Origin of the sequence: Enterobacter sp. 120016 (genome assembly GCF_018383635.1) — a bacterium.
Taxonomy (GTDB): domain Bacteria; phylum Pseudomonadota; class Gammaproteobacteria; order Enterobacterales; family Enterobacteriaceae; genus Enterobacter; species Enterobacter asburiae_D.
Genome location: NZ_JAHAWC010000002.1, coordinates 138,796 through 164,532 on the forward strand (window position 1 = coordinate 138,796; position 25,737 = coordinate 164,532).

General features: G+C 57.2%; 19 protein-coding genes. 6 read left to right on the top strand and 13 right to left on the bottom strand.

All coding sequences use genetic code 11. The features are described from left to right. The first annotated feature begins 63 nt into the window (after positions 1 to 63). Positions 64 to 759 (top strand): esterase, encoded by a 696-nt coding sequence (gene ypfH / locus KIF87_RS04910; protein ID WP_048974870.1) that lies wholly within the window; start codon positions 64 to 66, stop codon positions 757 to 759. 38 nt (positions 760 to 797) lie between these two features. Here the strand turns inward: ypfH and KIF87_RS04915 are convergent, their stop codons facing one another. The 3 genes from KIF87_RS04915 to KIF87_RS04925 are packed head-to-tail and all read right to left on the bottom strand — an operon-like array spanning position 798 to position 2,508. Beyond that, a complete protein-coding gene (locus KIF87_RS04915; protein WP_014171111.1) occupies positions 798 to 995 on the bottom strand; it encodes a YpfN family protein in 198 nt (65 codons plus the stop codon). Positions 996 to 1,019: 24 nt separating this feature from the next. After that, the gene (dapE, locus tag KIF87_RS04920; RefSeq protein WP_121425186.1) at positions 1,020 to 2,147 is read right to left on the bottom strand and encodes a succinyl-diaminopimelate desuccinylase; all 1,128 of its coding nucleotides are present in this window, start codon (positions 2,145 to 2,147) and stop codon (positions 1,020 to 1,022) included. Between the two features lie 10 nt (positions 2,148 to 2,157). Continuing rightward, a complete protein-coding gene (locus tag KIF87_RS04925) occupies positions 2,158 to 2,508 on the bottom strand; it encodes an ArsC family reductase (RefSeq protein WP_213328093.1) in 351 nt (116 codons plus the stop codon). A gap of 387 nt (positions 2,509 to 2,895) precedes the next feature. Here KIF87_RS04925 and ypfM point away from each other — a divergent pair, with 387 nt between their 5' ends. Then, complete coding sequence (ypfM, locus tag KIF87_RS04930) at positions 2,896 to 2,955, top strand: protein YpfM (protein WP_015572204.1); 60 nt, start codon at positions 2,896 to 2,898, stop codon at positions 2,953 to 2,955. Between the two features lie 109 nt (positions 2,956 to 3,064). Here the strand turns inward: ypfM and acrD are convergent, their stop codons facing one another. Together acrD and narQ are read right to left on the bottom strand one after the other, a co-directional pair. Then, positions 3,065 to 6,178 carry a multidrug efflux RND transporter permease AcrD gene (gene acrD / locus KIF87_RS04935; RefSeq protein ID WP_213328094.1) on the bottom strand — a complete coding sequence of 1,038 codons (3,114 nt, stop codon included), beginning with the start codon at positions 6,176 to 6,178 and terminating at the stop codon, positions 3,065 to 3,067. 142 nt (positions 6,179 to 6,320) lie between these two features. After that, positions 6,321 to 8,015 carry a nitrate/nitrite two-component system sensor histidine kinase NarQ gene (gene narQ, locus KIF87_RS04940; protein WP_213328095.1) on the bottom strand — a complete coding sequence of 565 codons (1,695 nt, stop codon included), beginning with the start codon at positions 8,013 to 8,015 and terminating at the stop codon, positions 6,321 to 6,323. Positions 8,016 to 8,167: 152 nt separating this feature from the next. On the opposite strand from narQ, the gene aegA reads away from it, so the two are divergent. From aegA to KIF87_RS04955, 3 genes are all read left to right on the top strand, one after another. Beyond that, a complete protein-coding gene (gene aegA, locus KIF87_RS04945) occupies positions 8,168 to 10,144 on the top strand; it encodes a formate-dependent uric acid utilization protein AegA (protein WP_213328096.1) in 1,977 nt (658 codons plus the stop codon). A 66-nt stretch (positions 10,145 to 10,210) separates the two neighbouring features. Beyond that, on the top strand, positions 10,211 to 10,807 hold the full coding sequence (nudK, locus tag KIF87_RS04950; RefSeq protein ID WP_213328097.1) for a GDP-mannose pyrophosphatase NudK: 597 nt from the start codon (positions 10,211 to 10,213) through the stop codon (positions 10,805 to 10,807). A 79-nt stretch (positions 10,808 to 10,886) separates the two neighbouring features. Continuing rightward, positions 10,887 to 11,930, top strand: coding sequence for a DUF1176 domain-containing protein (locus KIF87_RS04955; protein ID WP_213328098.1), 1,044 nt, complete (start codon positions 10,887 to 10,889; stop codon positions 11,928 to 11,930). Between the two features lie 338 nt (positions 11,931 to 12,268). On the opposite strand, the gene ygjK is transcribed toward KIF87_RS04955, so the two are convergent. The 6 genes from ygjK to ebgR all read right to left on the bottom strand — a co-directional run bounded on the left by ygjK (position 12,269) and on the right by ebgR (position 22,000). Next, a complete protein-coding gene (gene ygjK / locus KIF87_RS04960; protein WP_213328099.1) occupies positions 12,269 to 14,614 on the bottom strand; it encodes an alpha-glucosidase in 2,346 nt (781 codons plus the stop codon). 14 nt (positions 14,615 to 14,628) lie between these two features. Continuing rightward, a complete protein-coding gene (ygjJ, locus tag KIF87_RS04965) occupies positions 14,629 to 15,687 on the bottom strand; it encodes a protein YgjJ (protein WP_213328100.1) in 1,059 nt (352 codons plus the stop codon). Positions 15,688 to 15,725: 38 nt separating this feature from the next. Then, positions 15,726 to 17,162: an amino acid permease gene (locus KIF87_RS04970; protein ID WP_121425196.1), complete on the bottom strand. Its 1,437-nt coding sequence runs from the start codon at positions 17,160 to 17,162 to the stop codon at positions 15,726 to 15,728. 182 nt (positions 17,163 to 17,344) lie between these two features. After that, complete coding sequence (locus KIF87_RS04975; RefSeq protein ID WP_213328101.1) at positions 17,345 to 17,794, bottom strand: beta-galactosidase subunit beta; 450 nt, start codon at positions 17,792 to 17,794, stop codon at positions 17,345 to 17,347. Next, positions 17,791 to 20,871, bottom strand: a complete 3,081-nt coding sequence (gene ebgA / locus KIF87_RS04980; protein ID WP_213328102.1) for a beta-galactosidase subunit alpha — start codon at positions 20,869 to 20,871, stop codon at positions 17,791 to 17,793. The genes KIF87_RS04975 and ebgA overlap by 4 nt, the downstream gene beginning before the upstream one ends. 145 nt (positions 20,872 to 21,016) lie before the next feature. Next, positions 21,017 to 22,000, bottom strand: a complete 984-nt coding sequence (ebgR, locus tag KIF87_RS04985) for a transcriptional regulator EbgR (protein ID WP_213328103.1) — start codon at positions 21,998 to 22,000, stop codon at positions 21,017 to 21,019. Between the two features lie 137 nt (positions 22,001 to 22,137). On the opposite strand from ebgR, the gene KIF87_RS04990 reads away from it, so the two are divergent. Then, complete coding sequence (locus KIF87_RS04990) at positions 22,138 to 22,470, top strand: tRNA-binding protein (protein WP_024907583.1); 333 nt, start codon at positions 22,138 to 22,140, stop codon at positions 22,468 to 22,470. 65 nt (positions 22,471 to 22,535) lie between these two features. Here KIF87_RS04990 and tkt read toward each other — a convergent pair whose 3' ends face one another. Both tkt and tal read right to left on the bottom strand, forming a co-directional pair. Beyond that, positions 22,536 to 24,524 carry a transketolase gene (tkt, locus tag KIF87_RS04995; protein WP_213328104.1) on the bottom strand — a complete coding sequence of 663 codons (1,989 nt, stop codon included), beginning with the start codon at positions 24,522 to 24,524 and terminating at the stop codon, positions 22,536 to 22,538. Between the two features lie 19 nt (positions 24,525 to 24,543). Then, positions 24,544 to 25,494, bottom strand: a complete 951-nt coding sequence (gene tal, locus KIF87_RS05000; RefSeq protein WP_061714673.1) for a transaldolase — start codon at positions 25,492 to 25,494, stop codon at positions 24,544 to 24,546. Positions 25,495 to 25,737: the final 243 nt, after the last annotated feature.

Here is a 25,737-nt window from a genome sequence, read left to right on the forward strand (position 1 = left end):
AAAGTGGCATGGTCATTCACGTCGGGAGGCGTAGAATCCAGGTCATCTATTAAGGAGACCACCATGAAACACGACCATTTTGTTGTTCAAAGCCCTGACAAACCGGCTAAACAGTTACTGCTTCTGTTTCATGGCGTTGGCGATAATGCCGTCAATATGGGTCAGATTGGCAGCTGGTTTGCGCCCGTGTTTCCGGAGGCATTGATTGTCAGCATCGGTGGCGTAGAGCCGTGTGGTCCGAACGGACGCCAGTGGTTCTCTGTTCAGGGCGTGACGGAAGAGAATCGTCAGGCTCGCATCGACGCCATCATGCCCACCTTTATCGATATCGTCCGCTACTGGCAGCAGCAGAGCGGCGTGGGTGCCGACGCAACCGCATTGATTGGCTTCTCGCAGGGGTCAATCATGTCGCTGGAAAGCGTTAAAGCGCAGCCGGGTCTGGTTTCACGCGTCATCGCGTTTAACGGCCGTTTTGCGACGTTACCGACCAGCGCGACCACGCAGACCACGATCCACCTGATCCACGGTGGTGAAGACCGGGTGATTGAGCTCTCGCATGCGGTTGCCGCCCAGGAAGCGCTGATTCGCGAAGGTGGGGATGTGACGCTGGATATCGTTGACGAGCTGGGCCACGCGATTGACGACCGTAGCATGCAGTTCGCGCTCGATCGTTTGCGCTATACCGTACCGAAGCACTACTTTGATGAAGCGCTCAGCGGCGGTAAGCCGGATAACGATGATATCGTAGAGTTTATGTGAGGTTTCCCCCTCTCCCGGGGAGAGGGGAAACTTAACGATTACTTCTTCTGGTCCTTCTTCGGCCAGTCGTCGTCATCGTCCCACTTGTCGTTAAAATCACGGTGCGGGGGAAGATCCGGTTTGTTGGCGAGAAATTTTTTATGGTCAACGCGCTTAAGATCTTTAATCACGTTAAGCAATACGCCAACCAGAAAAACTAACACCAGAATCCACCAGTACTTTGAAAGCCAATCCATTCGCTATTCCTCTCAGAGCGTTCGTCAGGCGACGAGTTGCTCCATAATACGTTGATACATACGGGCCAGCAGTTGCAAATCTGCCGCATTGACACACTCATTTATTTTATGAATGGTTGCGTTCACTGGACCCAGTTCGACAACCTGGGCGCCCATACGGGCGATAAAGCGTCCGTCTGAGGTGCCACCCGTTGTCAGCAGCTGTGGCTTAATTTCATTATAGTGCTCGATGGCGTTCACCACCGCATCCACCAGTTTACCGCGCTGCGTCAGGAACGGCTGGCCGGAAAGCCACCACTCCACGGTGTAGCGCAGCTGATATTTTTCCAGCAGGGCGACAATGCGCGCCTTGATCATCTCATCGGTCAGTTCGGTGCTGAAGCGGAAGTTAAACTGGACGAAGTAGTCACCCGGGATCACGTTGTTGCTGCCGGTCCCGGCCTTGACGTTCGCAATCTGCATGCTGGTTGGCGGGAAGAATTCGTTGCCTTTATCCCACTCGATGCCCACCAGTTCGCTCAGCATTGGCGCAGCGCGATGGACCGGGTTATCGGCCAGATGCGGGTAAGCAACGTGCCCCTGAACGCCGTGAATGGTCAGGTTACAGGTCAGCGAGCCACGGCGCCCGTTTTTGACGACATCACCCACCACTTCGGTACTGGACGGCTCACCGACCAGGCAGTAGTCGAGACGCTCGTTACGCGCCATCAGCGCTTCAACGACCTTCACGGTACCGTTATGGGCGCTGGCTTCTTCGTCGGAGGTGATTAAAAACGCCAGACGGTTTTTGTGGTTTGGATGCTGAGCCACAAAGCGCTCTGCCGCCACGACCATCGCCGCCAGAGAGCCTTTCATGTCTGCCGCGCCGCGACCAAACAGCATGCCATCGCGGATGGTCGGTTCAAACGGCGGGTTAATCCAGCGATCCGCGTCACCGGCGGGAACGACGTCAGTATGCCCGGCAAAGGCCAGCGTTTCACCCTGGCCACGCCACGCCCAGAAGTTCTGGGTATCGCCAAAATCCATGCGTTCAACGGTGAAACCGATGGCACGCAGGCGCTCAATCATAAGTGCCTGACAACCTGCGTCGTCCGGGCTAAGGGAAGGACGGCGAATAAGCTGCTGAGTCAGCTCAATGACCGGGCATGACATAAACTACACCTCAACGAAAAAAGTCGGAATAAAGGGTTTCACTGAAACCCAGCAGCATAGGCTGCCCTGGCGCGCAGAGCAATGGGCGTTTGATAATTGCCGGCATCTCGAGCATCAGTTTCGCCGCGTTGTCGGCGTTGTTGATGCTGGCGCGCAGAGATTCGTCGAGTTTACGCCAGGTGGTGCCGCGCGTATTCAGCAGGGCTTCCCACCCCAGTTCGCCGATCGCGTTATGCAGAAATTCTGCATCAAGCCCGTCGGCACGGTAATCGTGGAAGCGGTACTCCACGCCGTTTGCTTCCAGCCAGCGGCGGGCTTTTTTGATAGTGTCGCAATTTTTAATGCCGTACATCACAACCATGGTGAATCCTTTTGCTCTTATGGCGATTAAATGTTCAGTAAATTCGAAGATATATCCTTAAGTGGAATATAACACATTCAGGAATCGTCTGGATTTACACTTCATCTTAATTCAACTCACATCTGTACGCTGAATATTATTTCACCCTTTAAGCATAGATGTCCATAAGGTTTAAATTTCGAATAAACTCAGCGGGTAAAATAAAACTCACCCGTCCGTGGGGTTATTTCAAAATATTGCTAGCCGTCACAAAAAATTGATGGCTCTCCGTTCATATTTATCATAAATCCCCGCAGGACGTGGGGTACAATCACAGCAATTGGTTAAATAGTCTTCACAATGATGGTCCGTTTTTGTAGAATGCGCATAATAATAAGAGAGGTTGTTATGATTGAACGTGAACTGGGGAACTGGAAAGATTTTATCGAAGGCATGCTTCGTAAATGACATTCAGTAAGAATTGCAAGAGCACTAAAATAAGTAAAATAACCATAGTGTGAATTAATCACACAATAAAAAGGCGGCCGATAAAGCCGCCTTTTTTTATTTCAATCACTTACTCAGCGCGTTCCTTTAACGGGAAGCGGCGACGCACCAGCACAAAGAACAGCGGCACGAAGTAAATGGCCAGAACGGTGGCCGAAATCATGCCGCCCATGACCCCCGTTCCGACGGCATGCTGGCTGCTGGAGCCTGCACCCGTACTGGTTGCCATCGGCAGTACGCCAAAGACAAACGCCAGCGACGTCATCAGGATCGGGCGTAAGCGCTGACGGCAGGCGTGCAGCGTGGCGGCCATCAGCTCGTGGCCTTTGGCATTCATCTCGTTGGCAAATTCAACGATCAGAATGGCGTTTTTCGCCGACAGGCCAATCACGGTGAGCAGACCCACCTGGAAGTACACATCGTTCTCCAGGCCGCGCATCCAGGTCGCCAGCAGGGCGCCGATAACCCCAAGCGGCACGACCAGCATGACGGAGAACGGGACCGACCAGCTTTCATACAGTGCGGCAAGGCAGAGGAAGACCACCAGCAGAGAGAGCGCGTAAAGCGCGGGGGCCTGCGCGCCGGAGAGACGCTCCTGGTAGGACATGGCCGTCCACTCCAGACCAAAACCGGCGGGCAGCTGCTGCACCAGTTTTTCCATGGTATCCATGGCGGTACCGGTACTGACGCCCGGCGCGGCTTCCCCGACGATTTCAACCGCAGAGTAGCCGTTATAGCGCTCCAGACGCGGCGAGCCGCTCTCCCAGTGCGAGGTGGCAAACGCGGAGAACGGCACCATGCCGCCAGCGTTATTCCTGACAAACCAGCGGTTTATATCATCCGGCAGCATGCGGAACGGCGCGGCGGACTGGACATACACTTTTTTCACGCGGCCACGATCCATAAAGTCATTCACATAGCTTGAGCCCCACGCCGTTTGCAGGGTGTCATTGATATCGTTGATCGAGACGCCCAGCGCCTGCGCCTTACGCTGATCGATATCCACCTGGAGCTGCGGGCTGTCGTCCAGGCCGTTATGGCGAACGCGGGTCAGGCCCGGATCGTTGCCTGCCAGCGCTAGCAGCTTATCGCGTGCCGCCATTAGCGCCGTGTGGCCCGCCCCGGCGTGATCCTGCAGTTCCATATCAAACCCGGCGGAACTGCCCAGGCCGCTTATCGCCGGCGGGCTGCTGGCGAAGACGCGCGCCTCTTTGATGTGCGCAAAGGCTTTCGTCGCGCGTTCAATGATGGCAAATGACGTTCCCGTTCTGGTATCGCGCTCGTCCCAGTCCTTCAGGCGAACAAACATGCGGGCGACGTTCTGTCCGTTTCCGCCCGGGCCAGAGCCCACGGTGGAGAAGACCGACACAACGTTATCTTTCTCTTTGGTGAAGAAGTACTGTTCCACTTGCTGGACCACTTTCAGCGTCTGCTGCTGCGTTGCGCCGCTCGGGAGCTGCACCGAGGTGGTGAACATTCCCCGGTCTTCCATCGGCAGGAACGAGGTGGGAAGATGCATAAACAGCCAGACCATGCCGCCCAGCAGCACAACGTAAATCATCATCCAGCGCAGGCTGCGATGGAGCACGCCACCGACGGCAGATTCGTACCGCGCGGCATTGCGGTTGAACATGCGGTTAAACCAGCCGAAGAAGCCTTTTTGCCCGTGCTGCTCCCCTTTGTGCAGCGGTTTCAGAATAGTGGCGCACAGCGCAGGGGTGAGGATCAGCGCCACCAGCACGGAGAGCACCATCGCCGAGACGATGGTTATCGAGAACTGACGGTAAATCGCCCCGGTGGTGCCGCCAAAGAAGGCCATCGGGATAAAGACGGCCGACAGCACCATCGCAATACCGACTAACGCCCCCTGAATTTGCCCCATGGATTTGCGCGTCGCCTGGCGCGGTGAGAGACCTTCTTCGCTCATGATGCGCTCGACGTTTTCAACCACCACGATGGCATCATCCACCAGCAGGCCGATGGCCAGCACCATCGCAAACATCGTCAGGGTGTTAATGCTGTACCCGAACGCGTAAAGCACCGCAAAGGTCCCCAGCAGCACCACCGGGACGGCAATGGTGGGGATCAGCGTCGCGCGGAAGTTTTGCAGGAACAGGTACATCACCAGGAACACCAGCGCGATGGCTTCCAGCAGGGTCTTCACCACGTCCTCAATCGACGCTTTAACGAAGGAGGTGGTTTCGTAGGCGACTTTGTACTCCAGCCCGTGCGGGAAATATTGTGAAAGCTCGTCCAGACGGTCCAGCACCAGTTTGGCCGTGGCCATTTCGTTTGCACCGGAGGCCAGTTTAATCCCCAGGCCGGAGGCCTGATTGCCGTTAAAGCGGCTAAGGTAGTCGTATTTTTCCGCCCCCATTTCCACCGTGGCGACATCGCCCAGACGCACTTCCGACCCATCCTGATTCACGCGCAGGGTGATGTTGCGGAACTGGTCCGGCGTCTGCAGCAGGGATTGTGAATTGATGGTGGCGTTCAGGGCCTGTTTATCGACGGACGGCGTTCCCCCCAGTTGCCCCACCGCAATCTGGGCGTTCTGGGCTTTGATGGCATTCGTCACGTCGGTTGCCGTCATTTGGACGCTGTTCAGCTTGTTGGGATCGAGCCAGATGCGCATTGAGTACTGTGAGCCGTAAGCGTCGATATCGCCGACGCCGTTAATACGGCTGATGGGATCCTGAATATTACTGGCGACGTAGTCGGCAATGTCCTGCTTATCCATCGAGCCATCTGTCGAGACAAACGCGATGGTCAAAATGTTGGTATCACCGGTTTTACGCACGGTCACGCCCTGATTCTGCACCGCCTGGGGCAGCTTGCGCATGGCCGACTGCAGCTGGTTTTGTACCTGCTGCACCGCTTCGTCCGGGTCGGTGCCCGCCTTAAAGCTCAGGGTCACCGTCGCCTGGCCCGTGGCGCTACTTTGCGAGGACATGTACATCAGGTTATCCAGACCCGTCATGTTCTGCTCGATAACCTGCGTCACGGTGTTTTCCAGCGTCTGTGCGGAAGCGCCGGGGTAGTTTGCGGTGACGCGCACGTTAGGCGGTGCCAGATCGGGATATTGCTCAACAGGAAGTGAAGTAATCGCCAGGACACCTGTCAGACACAACAGGATGGCAAGCACCCAGGCAAAAATGGGGCGATCGATGAAAAAATTCGCCATGAAAGTGTGACCTCGTTTTGCTGCACGTCATTATTGTTTATTGCCCGCATAACTTTAGCGGTAAGGGCCAGGTCAAACGTGGAGAAATAAAGGAGATAATGTAAATTATCATGCGCTTTTCCCTGCGCGTCCCTCTTTACCGTTATTTACCCGTTAACGGCGCGGGCGCCGGGAACGTCACGCTGACCAGCGTGCCGCCGTTTTGCGGCTGCGAAAAGTGCAGCATTCCGCCGAGTCGTTGCGCGCGTTCGCGCATAATGTTCAGCCCGTAGTGTCCCGGCGGCTCGCTGGCTTCGCCAATCCCGATACCGTTGTCACGAATGCTGACGCTGTGCGTACCGTCCGCTGCGGTCACGCAGCTTACGGTGATCTCGCTGGCCTGCGCGTGCTTAATGGCGTTCAACACGGCCTCACGCACGATCTGCAGCAGATGCACCTGCTTTTGCGCGTCCAGCGCCAGCGAGGAGAGGCGGCAGTCAAGATGCAGCTTCGCCTGCGTCTGGCTCTGCAGGACGTCAAGCGACTCCTGCAGCGCTGCGGGTAAATTCGCGTGGTTCAGCGTCAGGCGGAAGGTGGTAAGCAGTTCGCGAAGCTGCTGCCAGGCATTGTTCAGCTCGCGGGAGAAGTCGGATATGATGGTCTGCGCCGGAGTATTGTCCTCCGGCACGGCGCGTTTGAGCAGCGCCAGCTGAATGCGCAGATACGACAGCACCTGCGCCAGCGAATCGTGCAGCTCGCGGGCGATGGTGGCGCGCTCTTCCATCAGCAGCAGCTGCTGGTAATGCTTTTGCGCCTGGTTAAAGTACAGCCCGCGCCCGAGCATGGTCGCCACGCTTCTCATCAGCGGAAGGGGGACGCTGTCCGTCTCGCTTTGCCAGCGTAGCTCGCCGTAAAGGGTGTCCTGCATCAGTACCGGCAGGTTTTGCAGAGGAGTGCCCTCAGATTCCGTCCCTTCACACAGCCGCCAGTCGTCGCTGGTGCGCAGTTCCAGATAATTCATCTGCGTATAGTCATGGACAATCTGCAGGATATGCCGGAAGCAGTGGCTGTCTATCTGGCCGGTATTCAGCGCCTGAGAGCACTTGAACAGCATGTCGAGCTGCTGGTGGGCTTCATGCAAATGCCGCGTCTTTTCCGCGACCGAGGCCTCAAGCGAACGGTAAAGCGTAGCGAGCTCGGCGGACATGTGGTTGAAGGCGCGGGAAAGCTGGCCCAGCTCGTTCGGCAGGGCGGTATCCGGCGCCGGGGTCGCAAATTCCCCGCGCTCAACCCGTTCACTGGCCGCCACCAGATTGTTCAGCGGCAGCACCACCTGGCGACGGATGCGTCGCAGGGTAAACAGCGTCAGGAGCAGGATCCCGAGAGCGCCCGCCAGAGAGAGCAGGGTCACCGTCTGAATTTTATGTTCGGTGTAGTGCTGGAGGGCGAGCACAAAGGCATCAATGCGGCCAACAAAATCCTCAATGTGGGTTTGATACCACGCGCTGTCGCCGCGGGCGATGTGCGCATCCATCTCCAGCCAGGCCACGTGCAGCTGCTGGTAGCGCGCTTTGACATTGTCCGGGACGTACCAGCGGTTCAGCTTCTGCAGGGCAGGCGCGCTCAGCGTCCGTTGCCAGCTGTCGCGATGCGCGGCAAGGGAAGGGCTGTTGCGCTGCATCTCGTAGCCCAGGCGATAGCTCTGCATGCGCAGCGAACCCGCGATATTAATGGCTTCGGCGTCACGCTGGCTGCTGGCAAGCGTCAGCAGGGCGACGGTGCTGGTCAGCACGGATAAGACAATGATCGAAAAGAAAGCCCAGGCAAGGCTTCCGGAAACGGGTCGTTTAACGGTCACAGAACGGCTCTCTGAATAAAATTGATCTGCCACAGGTTCACTGTAAATAATTGGGCATCCTGGGCATTTGAACATTGCCCGATCGCGCCGTGATGCGTAAATACCATATTCATACAAAGAATAAGGTTATTGAACCAAAAACAGGTGTGGTTATGAATCGTTTTATTATGGCGAACAGCCAGCAGTGCATTGGGTGTCGCGCCTGTGAAGTGGCCTGCGTGATGGCGCACAACGATGAGCAGCATGTCCTGAGCGAGCGCCATTTTCATCCCCGTATTACGGTCCTGAAATCCGGCGACAAGCGACGCCCCGTCACCTGCCATCACTGTGAAAATGCACCCTGCGCGCAAAGCTGCCCGAACGGCGCCATCAGTAAATGCGATGACAGCGTACAGGTGAATCAACAAAAATGCATCGGCTGTAAGGCCTGCGTGGTGGCCTGCCCGTTTGGCACGATGGAGATTATCGTCACCCCGCTCGACAGCGGCAGCGTGAAGGCCTCGGCGAACAAATGCGATCTCTGTCTGACGCGGCCACGCGGCCCGGCCTGTATCGAAAATTGCCCGGCAGATGTCCTCTCACTGGTGACGCCTGCTGTCCTTGATAATCTGGCGAAGTCGCGCCGACAGCACACGGCCTGCCTGGAGGCGCAGCCCTGGCATGCGGAAGTCGTCGGAGAAACTGCTCCGCGCACCAAACTGCAGCAGATGCAGGCGACGGCGCCACGCGGCGAGCCTGACAAACTCGCGGCCGCAGAGCGCGTGGGCCATTTTAACGAAATTTACCTGCCGTTTCGGGCCGAGCAGGCCGCCCGCGAGGCGTCGCGCTGCCTGAAATGCGGCGAGCACAGCATTTGCGAATGGACCTGCCCGCTGCATAACCACATCCCGCAGTGGATTGAGCGCCTCAACGCGGGGGACATCACCGGCGCGGTCGAGCTTTCTCATCAGACCAACTGTTTACCTGAAATTACCGGCCGCGTCTGCCCGCAGGACCGATTATGCGAAGGTGCCTGCACAATACGTGAAGAGGCGGGATCCGTGACCATCGGCAACATCGAGCGCTATATCTCCGATCGGGCGCTGGCGATGGGCTGGCGGCCGGATATGTCCGCCGTCACGCCGTCGGGTAAACGCGTCGCGATCGTCGGTGCGGGGCCCGCCGGGCTGGCATGCGCTGACGTGCTGGCGCGCAGCGGCGTGAGCGTGACGGTCTATGACCGGCATCCGGAAATTGGCGGATTGCTGACCTTTGGCATCCCGGCATTCAAGCTGGACAAATCGCTGCTCGCGCGGCGCAGAGAGATATTTACCGCGATGGGGATCCGCTTCGAGCTGAACTGCGAGGTGGGCCAGGACGTGTCGATGTCGCAGTTAAAGCACGATTACGACGCCCTGTTTATTGGCGTGGGAACCTACCGCTCGATGAAGGCGGGTATCCCGCATGAAGACGCGCCGGGGGTCTATGACGCGCTGCCTTTTCTGGTAGGCAACACGCGGCATGTTATGGGGCTGGAGGCAACGGCCAGCGAGCCGTTTATCGACACCCAGGGTTCAAACGTGGTGGTGCTTGGCGGGGGCGATACCGCGATGGACTGCGTCCGCACCGCGTTACGCCACGGTGCGGCGAAGGTGACCTGCGCCTATCGTCGGGATGAGGCCAACATGCCGGGCTCGAAGAAAGAGGTGAAGAACGCCAGAGAAGAGGGCGCGGCGTTTGAATTTAACGTCCAGCCGGTTGAGCTGACGCTGGATCCTGACGGAAAGGTCAACGGTATTCGGATGCTGCGTACCGAGCTTGGAGAGCCGGACGCGCAGGGACGGCGTCGGCCCGTTCCCGTGGCGGGCAGCGAGTTCGTGATGGCCGCGGATGCGGTCATCATGGCGTTTGGTTTTAACCCGCACGCGATGCCGTGGCTGCAGGCGCAGGGTGTCGAAACGGATGACTGGGGGCGGATCGTTGCCTCCGTCGAGAGCCGTTACCGTTACCAGACGACTAACCCACAGATCTTCGCCGGGGGCGATGCGGTACGCGGCGCCGATCTGGTGGTGACCGCTATGGCGGAAGGGCGTCATGCGGCGCAAGGGATACTCGACTGGCTTGGGGTTAACGCGCCAAAACATCATTAAACCGGCGGGCGACAAAGCGGGATTCACGGCGTAGTATAGGACGACTCATTGTGTTGTGGAACCCGTATGACCCTGAAAATTGACGTTATCAAAGACAAAATTCTCTCTGAAAACTACTTTGTCCTGCGTAACATCACCTATGACCTTACGCGTAACAACGGTGAAGTGATCCGCCACAAACGCGAGGTCTACGACCGCGGCAACGGAGCAACCATTCTGCTCTATAACCGAGAAAAGCAGAGCGTGGTGCTGATCCGTCAGTTCAGGGTGGCGACATGGGTCAACGGCAATCCCGACGGACGTCTGATTGAAACCTGCGCGGGCCTGCTCGATGATGATGAGCCGGAAGTTTGCATCCGCAAAGAGGCCGTCGAGGAAACCGGCTTCGAAGTGGGCGAGGTCAGAAAGGTCTTTGAGCTGTTTATGTCACCGGGCGGCGTGACGGAGCTCGTCCATTTCTTTATTGCGGAGTACAGCGACGCGCAGCGCACCCACCGGGGCGGTGGCGTTGAGGATGAAGATATCGAAGTGCTGGAACTTCCTTTTTCCCGGGCGCTGGAGATGATGCGTTCAGGGGAAATCAGGGATGGTAAGGCAGTGATATTACTGCAGTATTTACAGACAACCGGGTTAATGAATTTGAAGTCCGACGGGTATATCTGATAAATCCGATTGAGCAACCCCGGCTGGAACACGAAGATACTGCCCAGTTACGCGTTTTCGTTCCGGGATTGTGCCATTCATGCGCTACAGCGTCTTTTTGTTTTACCTGTTTTGTGTGCTCCTCGCGCCGCAGGTGCGGGCTGCATCTGCCCAGCAAGCCTTCTCTGACTGGCAGGTGACCTGCAATAACCAGAACTTTTGCCTTGCGCGCAACACGGGTGAACACCGTGGTCTGGTTATGACGCTCACCCGAAGCGCCGGGGCGAAAACGGATGCCACGCTGCGTATCGATCTTGGCGGTCTTGATACGCCCTCGGTCAAAGAGCCAGAGATTGCCCCCCGGCTGCTGCTGGATAACGTTCCCCTGAAGCTGGACAAACAGCGCTGGCAGCTCACGCCCTGGCATCTGAAAACGGACGATGCGGGCACCATCACCGCCTTTCTGAAAAACATCCAGGAAGGGAAGGCCCTGACCCTTCGCGGCGGTAAGCAGGTTATTTCACTGAGCGGTCTGAAAGCCGCGCTGCTGTTCATTGATGCGCAGCAAAAGCGCGTCGGCAGCGAAACCGCGTGGATCAAGAAAGGTGACGATCCGCCGTTAAGCGTTCCGCCTGCACCCGCCTTAAAAAAGGTGGCGGTCGTCAACCCGACTCCGACGCCACTCTCCCACGCCGAACTGAACGACCTGCTGGACTATGGTACCGGACGGATGAACAGCAGCCAGTGCTCGCTGGATCCTAACCGCCGGGAAGTGCGCGTCACCGCGTTAACCGATGACAAAGCGCTGCTGATCGTCAGCTGCGAGGCGGGGGCCTATAACACGGTCGATCTGGCGTGGCTGGTATCACGCAAAAAACCGTTCACCGCCCGCAGCGTCAGGCTGCGTCTGCCGTTTACGCCGTCAAGCGACGGCAGTGAAATGGAGTTGATGAACGCCAGCTTCGATGAGAAGACGCGCGAGCTGACAACGCTCGCGCTGGGACGCGGTATGGGTGATTGCGGGATCCAGACGCGCTGGCGTTTTGACGGCCAGCGCTTCCGCCTGGTGCGCTACGCCGAGGAGCCCAGCTGCGACAGCTGGAACGGGCCAGATGCCTGGCCCACGCTGTGGATCACACGCTAGTTTTGCCGGGTGGCGGCTTCGCCTTACCCGGCCTACGAATCTTGCGGTCTGTGACAATGTGCCGGGTGGCGGCTTGGCCTTACCCGGCCTACCAATCCTGCTGTCTGTGACAATATGCCGAGTGGCGGCTTGGCCTTACCCGGCCTACGAATCCTGCGGTCTGTGACAATGTGCCGGGTGGCGGCTTTGCCTTACCCGGCCTACCAATCCTGCATTATGTGACAATGTGCCGGGTGGCGGCTTCGCCTTACCCGGCCTACGAATCCTGCGGCCTGCAAAAGCTCGAACCGTAGGCCGGGTAAGCGATAGCGCCACCCGGCAAAGCAGACAGCTCCCCGTTACTGTTTACGGAAAAAGTCGTTGTACAGCATGTAAAGGTGCGCCGCGCTCCACGAGAAATTAGGCGCGCCTTGCTGCGCCCCGGTTAGCGGATTGTAGTTTTCCTGAATCGGGCCGTCGGACGTTAACCCCTTTGCGTGCTTAAAGAAGCTTTCTGCCAGCGTTTGTGCCTGTTCCCGGTAGCCGTAGCGTTCCATCCCTTTCAGGCCAAACCAGAACTGGTCGACCCAGACCCGGCCGCGCCAGTAGATATCCGGACCAAATGCCGGGTTGGTTAGCGCGGCAGTCCCGAGCGGCACATACGTGTTGAACTCTTTCGGATCCAGCATCACTTTCACCACGGCATCAGCATGCTCCTGCGTGGCCGCACCGTTAAACAGCGGCGACCAGCCTTCCGGTCCTTTACCTCGCTCGACGATAGGCTTGCCCGCACAGCCGTTCGCCAGCGGTTTATCCTCGATACGGATGTCATAGTAAAAGCCGCTCTTCGCATCGAACATGCAGGTATTGATGTAGCTCGCGAGCCTATCCGCCAGCTGGCGGTAGCGGCTGGCCTCCTGCTCTTTACCCAGCAGGCTCGCCATCTGTGCCAGATAGTGATTGTCGCTGTACATATAGCTCGCCTGGTCGACGGACTCCTGCAGCAGCGAGTAGCCCAGCAGCTTGCCCTCTTTGTCGCGGTTTTCGGCAAACTTCACCGTCCAGTCGCTGCGTTTACCGCCGTTTGCGATGTATTTATCCAGCTGGAATTGATCGATAAAACCGAAGACGGCGGCGTCATCGCGCCCTGATTCCCACGAGGCCGCAACCTGCGCCGGGATCTCCAGACTGTCGTAATGGCCCTTGTCGATGACTCTGGCATAGTTCTTCAGTCCGGAGAGGGATTCTTCTTTATCGCCTCTTTTCACCGTGAATAGCATGTCGCCGCTGGCGGTATTATGGGCCTTGTCGCGCGTCGCGCCGTACTCCGGCACGCCGTTGCCGTTGTGGTCGCGGTTGCGCAGCCACCAGTCGTGATAGGCCACCAGCTTAGGATACATTTCCGCCAGCCAGGCCTTATCCTGCGTGGTGTTGTACACCTCCATCACCGACCACGCCGCCAGGCTCGGTTTGGTATTACGCTCGTTCCAGTTGCCGCCGTCGCCGCCGCGTTCCGGGCTCAGGTTCCAGGCGATGAGGTCCGGCACAAAGCCGGCATCCTGCGGGCGTACCGGATCGTCGGGTTTGATTTGCCAGGAAAAGACTGCACGAATGTTCTCTTTGGCGATTTCCGGGTTGAAATGCGACATGGCAAACGCCTGTTTCCAGGTATCCCACGGCCAGGTCTGGTTGCCGGAGAACCAGCGTCCGGTGACGGATGGCGTCACCGTGTTATAGCGCACCGCGCCGCCCGGTGAGCGCCAGTTGCCGTTCAGCGTTTCGATGGCCTTCACCGCCACGCGGGTTTGCTCTGGGGTCGCATCAGGGTTGGTTAACCCTTTCTGCAAATAGCCTTCCCAGCGCTGCTGCGAGGCCGTCATATAAGCGGCCGGGCGTGCCAGAATATCGCGGATCTGCACCTGCTCGCGCTTTACCTCATCGGCATTCAGCAGATGGGAGTAGGTGGTATACAGCGTGGTGCTGCCGGTAATGTGCGCGCGGCTGGTAAAGCTAAGCCCGTCGACGGTGGTGTCAACGGGGAGGGATTTATGCACCTGATATTCGGAGCTGCCGGAGGTCAGCAGATCCCAGGTGGAGCGCACTTTGCCAAAGGTCACTTTCAGGCCGTCACGCGCGGGGAGCAGCCTGCGCTGGTAATCGGGATACGCGCCGTCGATGGTCTTATCCGACAGCGGTTTGCCCTCTTTAGCCTCCAGCTTTTCCAGCAGTTCGCCGTCCCACACCAGGTCGAGCGGTGACTTGCTGATGATGCGGGTTTCCAGCAGCGAGGTCCGCGCGGTGGCAAAGCGCAGCGTCATCGCGATCTGCACATCTTTCGCATTCAGCTTCTGCACCAGCGCGCCGGGCAGGCTGTAAGCCTCAAGGGTAAAATCGACTTTTTTGCCGTTCTGATACACGCTCAGGCGATCGAAATTGGTCGCCATAAAGTTAATGTACTCTTCGGTGAGCAGCGCTACGCCGGGAAATCCTCCCTGGGTCTGCGGCCCGTCCGGCAGCAAATGCCCATGCCAGGCACCCAAATCGAAAAAGGGACTGAAACGCTGGTGGTCGTCAGCGTCGAAATCGTGCATGTATTCCGGTGCACCGGCGCGGTTGATGACGTTTTTAAAATCAGCTGGGGTGGTGGCGTGAGCCGAAAAGCTGAGCGCCAGCGCGCAGGCCAGCGGTGTAAGGCTGAGTTTCATGATGGAAGATCCTTTTACCAGTAGAAATATTGCATCAGGAAGACCTGGTCGCTCGGGTCGCCGGAGGCATTTTTCATGTAGAAGCGGCTGTCGGCCGCGGTAGCAAAGCGGCCACCGCCGTACTCGTACCAGATACCGAACTGCATAAACGAGGTCGTTTCATCGGCGGCATTGTCCGGGCGATGCTTTGCGTAGCTGTAAGCGGTGGAGAGATAGACGCCTTTTAACGCTTCAATCATGGCGCTGACCATATACCCGGTCTCTGTGCCGGAGGTGTCCCTGCCGCTGGCGCGTCCGGTGTGATGCCAGGCTCGCGCCGCCAGGTTGGGCGACAGAATGCCGGTCAGGAAGAGTTGGCCTGTCCCGTCGGTGACCTCCAGGCCGTTCATCCAGGTGACGTCTTTGACGATGTCATACTGGATATAGCCGTTGGCCATCGCCGGATAGGTATACTTATCGTCATAGCGATCGTATTTGCCAAAATGCAGCCAGGCTTTGCTCTCGTCATGGTGCCCCGCAGGCGTGGCGGTGACGCTGTAGCGCAGGTTACCGGAGCGGTTCTGTACCTTGAGCGCGTACATAATGTCGCGGGTGTTGGGGATCACATATCCCAGGTCGGGCGTGAAATCCCCCCACCACTGCAGGTCATCGAGGGAGGAGTCCTGACGCAGGCTGAGCATGATCTCGGTGCTGTCGTCAGTTTTGTAGCCGCCGTAAAAGCGGTTAAGCCCACCTTCGAATCCGCCCCAGCTGTGGTCTGGCACCCAGGCGTTTCCCTGATGGTCAGCCTGTACGGTCCAGCCCTCGCCGTAAATCAGGCCGAACCAGTGCCCGTGCTTCATTTCCAGACCGCCCTCAATATAGGTGCCGTCACTGTATTTATGCTTATTCTGGCCTTCTAAATCCATATATCCGCCGACCCCCAGCTCGCCATAAAAACGAAATGATGGAGAGGTGATTTCCGGGGTTCGGGTATCGTCGTGCTCTGCTGGCCGTGCCTCTTCTGCGGCAAATGACGGGCAGCAGAAGGAGAGGGCAGCGAGTGCCCCAATCGTTTTCTCTTTAATTTTCATGCACTCATCCCAATGAGAAAATATCCATGCCTTAAGTGTTAATTAATATTTGAGGCAGGTGACGCTTCTATTTGTTGTTGTTCTTTTGATAATCCCCTGACGTATTTGCTGTATTTCCACCAGGCAAATCCGAGGAATAACACAATGCCACCGACGTTATAGAAAATAATCGTCAGAATATTGGCACCGGTGGGGAAGGTTGAGGCCACAAAGCCGATGGCAAAAATCACAATCAGCATCGACACCACCACCATCCCCGTGGTGCGTGAGCCCATTTTGAAATCACGCGGGAGATGATCGAGCTTACGACGCAGATTCAGGTAAGCCAGCATGATGAACAGCGGCGGTAACATTGACGCGGCCGCGGTCATGTTGATGACGGTATTCATCAGCTCCTGCGCGGTGTTCGATCCCATGGTTGGGATAATCATTAACGGAATGACGATCAAATACTGGATCCACGCCGCGCGCGCCGGTACGCCGTTTTCGTTCAGCGCCACGGTTTTTGCTCCAAAGATGCCGCTCGGGATTTCAGAGAAGAAGATTTTGACCGGGGTCGCCGTCCACATCAGCAGGGAACCGAACATCGCGGTAAAGGAGACCAGGCCGACAAAGCGGTTCATCAGCACTTCCGGCAGGCCAAACCATACCGCCAGGCCGTGGAACACCTGTACAGAACCACCGGTGAACTTCAGCTCTTTGCTGCTGATAAAGACGTTAATCAGCACCGAGGAGATGGAGTAGAGCACGCCGATGAAAATCCCCGCCAGAATGATCACCCTGACGAAGGATTTTGACCCGCCCTTCACGTCGTTAACGTATACCGCAACGGACTCTGCGCCCCCGGCGGCCATAAATATCCAGGTGGTGATGCCAAGAAACGCCCAGTTAAAGTTCGGGATCATCGCGTCAACGGTAATCGGGTCGGCTGGCTGCACGCCGCCCATCAGCGCCGCACCGGCCAGCAGAATATAGGAGAGGGTCAGCAGCAGCATCAGCGTTGAGGTGACAGACGTGATCGGCCCCAGCATTTTCGCCCCGTTGGTGGACACCCAGGTTGAGAAAGCGAACAGCACCATGCTCAGGACCGTGGTGGCAAACGGCGTAAGAATGTACTCATAGCCCAAAAAGGCGTAAGAGGCGTAGGCGATGACGCGGGGTAATAACGAGGTAAAGAAGAACAGGTTTACGAACCAGTAGGTGTAGGCGGTAATAAACGCCCAGCGCCCGCCCAGCGAGCTTTTCACCCAGGCGTACACCCCGGCTTCGGAGTTTTTATTCAGGGAGACAAACTCCGCGATGATTAAGCAGAAAGGAATGAAGTAGAACAGGGTGGCTAAAAAGAACATCGGCGCCGAGGCGAGGCCCAGCTCGATATTGTTGTTGATAACGTTATTAAAACTAAATACGGCGGCAAACGTCAGCGACAGCAGGCCGAATTTGCCGATGGTATTACGCTTGGTAGTTTCAGACATAATATATCTCCGGGTACGAGGAGGATAGATACCCGTCATACTTCAAGTTGCAGATGCGTTGGCTGCACTCGCTCACCCCAGTCACATAGTTATCTATGCTCCCGGGGATTCGCTCTCTTGCCGCCTTCCTGCAACTCGAATTATTTAGGGTATAGCGGTGCTTCATTGGCACCGCTGGATTTTTATTTGTTATGGAAATAGCCGTCTTCGATGGTCACATAGAGGACGACTTTTTTAGCAGGCGTTTCGCTGATAAAGCGATAGGCCTCATGATTCTCACAAATGACGATTTGCCCCTCATGGATGAGTTCGGTATGGCCTACGCCTTTCAGGTATTCGCGGTCGGTTTCATCCCGGTAGCACTCCACAAGCTGAAGGGCGTCTTTTGCGGCGTACTCAATTTTCTGCGCGCCCTGCAGGTAGTAATGCACCTCGAAATAGCGGCGATGGCCGACGAACAGCGCGTCGGTGCTGGCATCATGGGTCACGCGATAGGCCAGAGAGTCGCCAATCGAATGGGCAACGCCGGGCTGGATGTGGTCGATATTGTTAATGGCCTCCGTGCAGCGTTGCCATTTACGGCCCGTGCGATAACGCTGCTGGAACTGTTCCAGGCTGTCGAGAACGATCATTTTTCTGCCTCGCTGTGCGAATTCATGGAGAAGAAACCGGTGCCGAACCGATGGTGTAACAGTGCCTGCGCGGCGGTTTGTCCGCCTTCCAGCGGGAGCAGGGTGAAGCCGTAGCGGAAAGGCCTGAACCAGACGCGCCAGGTGTCCAGCACTTCGCTTCCCCAGGAGTTGGAGCCTAAGCCCAGTACCTGATGATCAAGATTGAGGGTGATGTCATCGCTGCGGCGCAGTTCGTTGCAGTGCTGCGCGGCGTGGATGTTCTCTGCCGTGTAGTGCCAGGCGCTGAAATGGATGGGCTGTTCAGGCACCACCAGAAGACCGCTGCCGTGACGGTTGGCGAGCGTTGCCCAGCGCACCTGCTGGCGGTTGCCGTTGTTCTGAGGGAACGGGTAGTTTTCGAACATCTCGTCCACCGCGGTGTGCCACAGGTCTATGGTGCTGGCCTGCTGGCTGTCCGGGTAGTTCTCTCCGGGGCCGCGTCCGTAGTAGCTCACCTGGTCGAATTCGCCGTTGATGCCGAGTGTAAAGCCGATGCACGGGATAATGTGCGGGTAATCACCGTAGCGTTCGCCGCTCAGCTCAACGTTAATTTGCCCGTCTGCGGCGATGCGCCAGCGGTAGGTGCAGCGCATACCAAAATCAAACACCGGTGGAGCAATCAGCGTGCGGGTTGTAATGACGACCGCATCGTCCTGCTGCTCGATCTCAAAACCGCGCAGATGCTCCTGCATAATCTGCAGGTGGTTGGGTTGCCATAGTCCCTCATACTCCTGCTTGTGGTTATCAATCATCGGCTTGAAGAAATTAATCTTCGGTTCGCGGGTAATCTTATCCTCACCGTTAACCTGCCAGGCGCTGAGTTTTCCCGTCATTTTTGAGAAGCTTGCGCGGAAGTTGTGTCCCGTCACGGTACAGTTCAGGCGGTCCTCTTCCAGCAGCAGCGGCGTGGCGTTGGCATTAATAAACGGCGTAGCGTGAGCCGTGCGCGCTTTAAGCGGGAACTGATACACCGCAATCTCGTGCCCCGCTTCGCTATAGCGGGTGCGGCTGTTTTTGCTGATGCGCACGGTCAGGAATGCTTCGCGCTCATCGAGTTCGGGCAGGTTCAGGCTCACGCTGCGGGTGCTGTTGGGGGCCAGCCCGGTCATTGTCAGCGGCTGGCTGTACAGGGTTTCACCTTCGGCACGCACCTCAACGAGCAGGGTGTAATCGTCCAGGCTGGTGAACCAGAAGCGATTTTCAACGTGCAGCTCGCCGTTCTGCCAGCGCAGCTTGACCGGGGCAATCACCTGCTTATATTCGCGCAGGCCCGGACCCGGCGTTTGGTCGGAGTAGATCAGCCCGTCGAGGCAGAAGTTGTAGTTGTTCGGGTAATCACCAAAGTCGCCGCCGTAGGCGTAATACGTATTGCCGCTGGCATCTGCCGCCTGAATACCGTGGTCGCACCATTCCCAGACGTAGTGGCCCTGAATGCAGTCGTGGCGATCGAAGACGTTTTGATACTCGCTCAGACCGCCGGGGCCGTTGCCCATCGCGTGGGCGTATTCGCAGATAATCCGCGGTTTGGCGTGGGGATACTCGCCGAACAGGTTCATCAGCGGCACGCGGGTGTACATGGTAGAGATGATATCCACCACCTCGGCGTCGCGATCTTCTTCGTAATGCAGCAGGCGCGTGTCGTCCAGCGCCTTTGCCGCCCGCGCCATGGCGCGGATATTGCAGCCGTAGCCGGACTCGTTTCCAAGCGACCAGATGATGATTGAAGGATGGTTTTTCTGCGCGTGAATATAGCGTTCGATGCGCTCAACGTAGACATGTTCCCACACCGGATCGTCCGTGATGCGGCTCAGGTCGCCGACGTTGGCAAAGCCGTGTGATTCCACATCCGTCTCCGCCATCACGAACAGGCCGTAGATGTCGCACAGCTCGTAGAAGCGTGGATCGTTGGGGTAGTGGGCGGTGCGCACCGAATTGATGTTGTGCTGCTTCATCAGGATCAGGTCGCGCTCGACCCGATCCATGCCCACGGCGCGGCCTTTCTGGTGATCGTTGTCGTGACGGTTTACGCCGTGCAGCTTCAGGTAGCGATTGTTGATGTAGAACAGACCGTCGCGCACCTTGATGTCGCGAAAACCAATACGCTGCGGGATAACCTCCAGCGTCTGCCCGTTCGCATCTTTTAGCGTTACTACCAGATGATAGAGATAGGGGGATTCCGCAGACCACTGCTGAGGCTGTTTGACCTCAATGCTAAAGGCGGTTTCCGCGCTGCGGGTTACGGTCAGGCTGTCGGTTGTGCCCTGGTGGATCGCTGCTTCGCCATCATACAGGGCATACTCCAGCGACACGGCTGATGCGTGCGGGGCCAGGTTTTCCAGCTCAAGCTGACAGAAGAGGGTGGCGTTTTTGTAAGCTTCGTCAAAGGTGGTTTTGATCGTGACGTCGCGCACGTGAGTGGGATTTTTGCCGATCAGATAGACGTCGCGGAAAATACCGGCCGTCCACCACATGTCCTGATCCTCAATGTAGGTAGAATCCGCCCACTGCATTACCCGCACGCAGAGCAGGTTTTGCCCGCCATGCACCGCGTGGCTGATATCAAACTCGGCGGTCAGTCGGCTGCCTTTGCTAAAGCCAATGTAGTGACCATTCACATAGACTTCGAAATAGGTTTCGACGCCGTCAAACTTGATGAGGGTCTGCTTACCCCAGCCGTCCGATAGCGTGAAGTAGCGCTGATACGCCCCGGTTGGGTTATCCGCAGGCACCCAGGGGACGTCGACCGGGAAGGGAAAGCCTTCGTCGGTGTACTGCAGCTGACCGTGGCCTTCCATCTGCCACATGGCGGGTACGGTTATGTCGCTCCAGTCGGCCATGTACTCAGAGGTGAAGTTTTCCGGCACCAGCAGCGGATGGGTGAAAAAACGAAAATTCCACTGGCCGCTGAGTGATAAAAAGCGGCTGCTGGCCTCGCGAGCAAAGGAGCGAGCCTGCGCGACGGTGTCATATGAGAAGAAGTACGCACGCGGCGGGAGCCGGTTCTCATGCGTGAGTTGAATATTTTCCCAGCGATTCATGCGATCTCCCTGTAGGGGTAAAACATCATTGCTGAGGATTTTAGTAAATATTTTACTAAATAAAATCAGTAAAATTGATTTGCTTTAACTCGATCACGAAATAAAAAAAAGCCGGGCATGCCCGGCAGCGTGTCAAACGAGGGGATTAGCGGGTGGTGCCGCGCAGTTTCAGCACGCTCGGCACGAAGACCTGCAGCGGCAGCGCCCGGCCATCGCGGGATTTTTCCAGCAGCAGGTTAACCCCCTGGCTGCCCATCATTTCAGAGTGGATGCGTACGGTAGAGAGCGGCGGGAAGGTGAAGCGGGCGGTCGGGATATCGTTCACGCTAATGAGCGAAATGTCCTCCGGGATCGCCAGCCCTTTTTCATGGATAGCGCGCAAGACGCCGATGGCTATCGAATCAGAGGCCACAAACAGGGCGGTTGGCCAGCTTGTCTGAGCCAGCATGGTTTTTGCCAGTTCGTATCCGGACGAGCTGGAAAAACCGCCGCGCCAGATATCCTGTTCAGATACCACTCCTTTCAAACGGCCATACTCGACAAAAGCGGCTTCGCGGATATCGGCTTTGCCGGGTTCATCTTCCCCGCCGATAAAGCCAATGCGCTTAACGCCCTGATCGATAAAGAAATCAACGATCTGCTTGCTGATGCGCGAGAGGTCAATGTCGACGGAGTCGAAGGCGCTGCCGGGCTCGTGAAAATCGATAAAGCAGACGTTGTCCGTCAGGGCCATTGCGCTACGGCGAGTGGCTGATGAAGGTTTGCCCACAATCAGTACGCCGGTCAGTTTTTTACTCTCCGGCAGGGTGGCACTGGCGTAACAGTTGCTTAGCTCCACGCCCAGTTTTTCACACTGCGTCTCGATGCCGTGGCGGATGGCAAGGTAGTAAGGGTCGTTAATCTCCAGCTCTTGCTGGTAGCTGTAGAGTGCCAGAATGTGTTGCTGACCCACCGAGGCAGACTGCATTTTGCGAGACGTTGTGCTCTTATATTCCAGCTTTTCCGCAATCTCCAGAATGCGGTGTTTGGTCTCTTCTTTTACGTTCAACGTTGGGTCATCGTTTAAAACCCGGGATACCGTCGCCAGCGAAACGCCAGCCTCCGTCGCGATGTCTTTGAGCGTAGCCATGTTTGTCCTTATTCCCCACGTGATAACCCATTGTAAAGGATGGGCCAGGACATGCATCAGTTTTTACTAAATATCCTGCCCATTGCTTCCGGCAAATTGCGTGCTAGTATTTAGTAAAATTTTACTAAGGAGAGAGCATGGACACGATAGCTTACGATGACTTTGCAAAGCTGGAGATCCGCGTGGGGACGATCGTGGACGTTAAGCGCCACGCTAACGCAGATAAACTCTATATCGCGCAGATTGATGTGGGCGGAAAAACGCTGCAAACCGTCACCAGCCTGGTGCCCTATTACCGGGAAGAAGAGCTTATGGGAAAAACGGTGGTGGTGCTGTGTAATCTGGCGAAAGCGAAGATGCGCGGCGAAACGTCTGAATGCATGTTGCTCTGCGCGGAAACCGATGACGCCAGCGAAAGCGTGTTGTTAACGCCGGAGCGGGCGATGGCGGCGGGTGTGCGGGTGGTATAAAAAGGGTGGCAAAGCCACCCGATTTTTGTAGGCCGGGTAAGCGACAGCGCCACCCGGCAAAAGCACTACAGCACGCTCAGCGCCTTCTCCACCACGTTCTCAACGGTAAAGCCGAAGTACGGGAACAGCTTATCGGCAGGGGCGGACTCACCGTAGCCCCGCATCCCGACAATCGCCCCTTTGAGCCCGACATACTTGTACCAGTAGTCGGCAATACCGGCTTCCACCGCCACGCGAGCCGCGACGCTGGACGGCAGGACCGATTCCCGGTACGCCTCGTCCTGAGCGTCAAAAATATCCGTAGAAGGCAGGGAAACTACGCGCACCGCGTGTCCTTCGGCGGTCAGTTTCTCCGCCGCTTTCACCGTGATTTCCACCTCGGAACCGGTGGCAATCAGGATCACGTCCGGCTTGCCGCCGCTGTCCTTCAGAATGTAGCCGCCGCGGGCGATGTTTTTCACCTGCTCCGGAGTACGCTCGATCTGCGCCAGGTTCTGGCGTGACAGAATCAGTGCCGTTGGGCCATTGTGGCGTTCCACCGCCAGCTTCCAGCCCACCGCCGCTTCGACCTGATCGCACGGACGCCAGGTGCTGAAGTTGGGCGTCAGGCGCAGGCTCGCCAGCTGTTCAACCGCTTGGTGCGTGGGCCCGTCTTCCCCCAGCCCGATGGAGTCATGGGTGTAGACCATGATTTGCCGCGCCTTCATCAGCGCCGCCATGCGCGCCGCGTTACGGGCGTACTCGACAAACATCAGGAAGGTTGCGGTGTACGGCACAAACCCGCCGTGATGGGCGATGCCGTTGGCAATGGCGGTCATCCCGAACTCGCGCACGCCGTAGTGGATGTAGTTCCCGGCGATGTCCTCTTTGAGCGATTTTGAGCCGGACCAGATCGTCAGGTTGCTTGGCGCCAGGTCCGCCGAGCCGCCGAGCAGTTCGGGCAGAATAGGGCCGATTGCGTTCAGCGTATTTTGCGACGCCTTACGGGTGGCGATTTTCGCCGGGTTGGACTGCAGGTTTTCAATCAGCGCCTGGGTTTTATCGTCCCAGTCTTCCGGCAGACCGCCGCTCATGCGGCGGGAAAACTCGGCCGCCAGCTCAGGATGCGCTTTTTTGTAGGCGGCAAATTTATCGTTCCAGGCGTGCTGGGCTTTCTCACCGTCTTCACGGGCATCCCAGGCTCTGTAGATCTCTTTCGGGATCTCAAACGGCGGGTATTTCCAGCCCAGCTTCTGCCGGGTCAGCGCCACTTCCTCGTCACCCAGCGCCGCGCCGTGCGCCTCTTCTTTGCCCGCCTTGTTCGGCGAGCCGAAGCCGATCACCGTGCGGCAGATAATCAGGGACGGTTTGTCCTTCACGCTCTGCGCTTCCTGAATTGCTTTTTTCACCGCCTCAGGGTCATGGCCGTCGATCTCGTGCACCACGTGCCAGTGGTAGGCTTCGAAGCGTTTTGCCGTGTCGTCGGTAAACCAGCCTTCGGTCTCCCCGTCGATGGAGATGCCGTTGTGATCGTAGAAGCCAATCAGCTTGCCGAGCCCCAGCGTGCCCGCCAGGGAGCAGACCTCGTGGGAGATCCCCTCCATCAGGCAGCCGTCGCCCATAAACACGTAGGTGTAATGGTCGACAATCTCATGGTCCGGCTGGTTAAACTGCGCCGCCAGCGTGCGTTCGGCAATGGCCAGCCCAACCGCATTGGCCAGCCCCTGACCGAGCGGCCCGGTGGTGGTTTCCACCCCGGGCGTATAGCCAATCTCCGGGTGACCCGGCGTTTTGGAGTGCAGCTGGCGGAAGTTTTTCAGCTCCTCGAGCGGCAGATCGTAGCCGGAAAGGTGCAGCAGGCTGTAGAGCAGCATTGAGGCGTGACCGTTGGAGAGAATAAAGCGGTCGCGATCGTACCAGGTGGGGTCATTCGGGTTGTGCTTCAGAAAATCGTTCCACAGCACTTCGGCAATATCAGCCATGCCCATCGGCGCGCCGGGGTGGCCGGAATTGGCTTTCTGCACGGCATCCATGCTGAGGGCGCGAATGGCATTGGCTAGCTCTTTACGGGACATAGTTCACTCCGTGGCAAGGTTAAAGTTTGGCGGCGAGAAGATCTTCAAGTTTGCGCTGGTCGACGGCGAACAGGCGGATACCTTCCGCCAGTTTTTCGACAGCCATCGCGTCCTGGTTGTGCTCCCAGCGGAACTCCGCTTCGGTCATGGTTTTCGGTTTTGGCAGAACTGTGGAGGTCGGCACCAGCTTGCGGATCACCGTTTCTTCTTTGTCCTGTAGCTCCTGGAGCAGGTTAGGGGAGATGGTCAGGCGGTCGCAGCCTGCCAGGGCGAGGATCTGCTCGGTACGGCGGAAGCTGGCCCCCATCACGATGGTTTCGTAGCGGTGCTGTTTGTAATAGTCGTAGATATTACGGACCGATTTTACGCCCGGATCCTCATCCACCACGTACGGATCCATCGGCTGTTTCGCCTGATACCAGTCGTAGATGCGCCCGACAAACGGCGAGACGAGGAACACGCCCGCTTCAGCGCAGGCGCGCGCCTGGGCAAACGAGAACAGCAGCGTCAGGTTGCAGTGGATGCCCTCTTTTTCCAGTACCTCTGCCGCGCGGATGCCTTCCCAGGTGGAGGCGAGCTTGATCAGAATGCGTGATTTATCGATTCCCTGTTCCTGATAGAGCTCAACCAGACGACGCGCCTTATTAATGCTCTTTTCTTTATCGAACGAGAGACGGGCGTCGACTTCGGTTGAGACGCGTCCCGGGATGCTTTTAAGAATTTCCGCACCAAAATTAACCGCCAGCTTGTCGCTGGCTTCGGCGACCTGCTGCTCCTGCGTTTTCCCGCGCTGTTTACCGTAGGCAATGGCGTCATCAATCAGATGGCTAAAATGGGCAAGCCCGGCCGCTTTCAGCAGCAGCGAAGGGTTGGTGGTCGCATCCTCCGGCTGATAGTGGCGAATCGACTCGATATCGCCGCTGTCTGCAACCACGGTGGTGAATTTTTTGATGCCGTCTAGCTGGTTCATAAATGATTACTCCTTGGAAATAAAAGAGTTAGATGAGTGCGTTAGTTCACACTTCTGGAAAAATCATGATGGACTTAACAAAAAAGCATAGCAGACGGGGGAGGCATTGCTTTTGAGACGGGTAACATGGCTGTTATAAATTGATAACAATTTTTAATGTGTGATGGTGAGAGTTTGGCAGCCTTCAAAGTTTATGCGCTGTCCTGCGGCGATACTATCTGACCGATACGTAAAAGGAATAAC